Below are 2,389 nucleotides of genomic sequence, written 5' to 3'. Positions count from 1 at the left end.
AATCGAAACATTGTTTTGTGCGTCGATCGTGATATCCTGCCCCGCAGTCAAAGCCGACACGTTGGAGGCAGTCCCCAAGGTAACGTCGTTACCCGCATTGACGACAACGCCCGCACCGGTGCTTTCAACACCCGCGTTAATCGAAATATCCGAATTGCCGGTCTGAAGCGTGACTGCTTCGGACGCACTCAAGTTGGCCGTGACGTTCACATCTCCCGATTGAGACCCCACATCCAGGGTGCCGTCAGTCAACGTGATCGTATTGCTGATCGTCAGCAGGCCAGAATCGACCGTGCCGATCAGCAAATCATGAGTCGTAACGGTCACCGGCACATCTACCAACAATGCACCACCAGAATTGAGCACGGCAAGCTGCTCGCCCTCACCTGCATTAGCGATCAGTTGGCTGAGCACAAACTGCTCGTCACCAGTGACGTCCTGGCCATCGATCTCATTGATCTGAACGTTGCCGCCTGTCGGCCCAATTGGCACGGTCGCGGTCAGGGTTCCCAACGGCGAAGTCAGGTTCACGTCAACGGCCTGTTGAATGTTTCCACCGGCAACATCGTCTAGAGTCAGTGCTGTGAACCCACCAATGTTCATCGCCGCGTTGATGGTGATGTTCGCACCCTGCAGGCGGGTCGTTTCGACTCCGTCATCAACCACGGAACCAACCGTTGAAGTAACCGAAACGAGATTCACGGCCAACAAGTCGCTGACCTCGATATCGTCTTCCGCTACCAAAGTGATCGAGTTGGCGAGCGTGTTGGCCGCGAAAGTGCTGCCTTCGCCAGCAATCTGTGCCATGTCCGAGACCACGATGGTCCCACCATCCGTCCCACTACCCGTGCCATTGAAGTCTGCGTTAAGCGTGATGTCGCCATCGGTCAGCACACTCTGATTGACGACGATGTTGGCACCGTCGAACGTTGTGTTGACGACGATCGCACCATCGTTCTCGTTTGAGATGCCACTGATCGTAGTTGCCGTTGGAGTGACCGCATTGATCGTGACCGAGTCAATTGTGATCGTTTGGTCGCTTGTCAGCTGAACATCGGTAGGAGTCGCTGAACTGTTTAGCACCGCGATCTTTCCATCGACAGCAATGTCCAGTGGGTCTGCAGTTCCGACACCTGCCGCAGCTAGCAATGCCAGATCACCTTCGGTTGCAATACTGCCGGGGTTTGTATCGTCATCTTCAATTTTGCCACCCGTGATCAGTGCAACCACGGGAGCCATCGCGGCCACGAAAGAGATCGCTTGAGTGATAGTAATGTCACCTGCCTCAGTTCCCGCATCGTTCCGCCCAATATGCAAGAAGCCAGCGGTGACTCGATTCAGCTCATCGTTCGACAACTCCAGGGTGTCGTCGTTGGTGGCATCTACTGCTGTCGTTGAGCCGAGATCAATTTCCTGACCGAGGCTTGCTGGTTGCAGAACAACCAATGAGTCGGTCGCTGCACCGGTCACAGAACCCGCGAGATCCATTTCATCAGCAGTGATCACGATGTCGCCGGTACTCGACGTGATGTCCGCACCTGATTCAACCGTCAGTTTCGCATCATCTCCGGATAGCGTGACAGTCACATCACCTGTTGCAGAGACGTCACTGTCACTGCCGGTGGGATTGACCACGTCCGTCACCACCACGTCTCCGGTTGTCGCGGTCAACGTAATTTCGCCGTCGAGTGCGATCACGCCCTGAACGGTGTCCACTTCACCAACAGTAAACCCATCGGAGTCAAGGAAAGTGATATTCGCGTCCCCTGCAGTCGCAGTGCCAACGCCCGCGTTGATCGCCAAAGTATCGACATCGTTGATACCATCAAGAATGACCTGCCCGCCCGCATTGACCGCCAGGTTGGCGACACTGATGGAACCGAGGGTTGTCGTCGTCGTGTTGGCAACGGCATCCACCGTACCCAACGTCTGCAGGCTCAAGTCACTCAAATTGGTCAGCACGACGTCATCACTGACATCAATGCCTTCCGTCTGAGTGGACATTCCATCGGCCGTCGCTCCGATACGAAGCACAGCCGTGTTCGTGAAGGTCTGCAGTTCGGCAACGCTCAATCCCAGGTTGTCACCAAACGCACCGTCTGTTTCGGAATCAGTACCAAGATCAATGTTCTGATCGACCGCTTTCGTCAGCACGATTGTATCGGCTGATCCAGAATCAATCGCAGCACTGACACCGCTATCGGTAAACAGGTTCATGTCATCCGCGATCAACGTGATCACCGCATCATCCGCATCGAGCGAACCTGTTGTTGTGATTGTATCGCCGCAGATGTCAATCGTACCGGTCGTCGCAACATCATCCACGGTGACAGCTGCACCGTCGATGTCCAGTGACGCGAGCGCTTCGGTGCTACCCACATTGTCGGTC

General features: G+C 55.2%; 1 protein-coding gene. It reads right to left on the bottom strand.

The features are described 5' to 3' along the window. On the bottom strand, positions 1 to 2,389 hold a 2,389-nt coding region (locus RE6C_RS32335; protein WP_008661585.1), incomplete at both ends, for a beta strand repeat-containing protein.

Source organism: Rhodopirellula europaea 6C (assembly GCF_000338295.1).
Classification (GTDB): Bacteria; Planctomycetota; Planctomycetia; order Pirellulales; family Pirellulaceae; genus Rhodopirellula; species Rhodopirellula europaea.
This window is presented reverse-complemented; position numbering and strand designations above follow the sequence as displayed.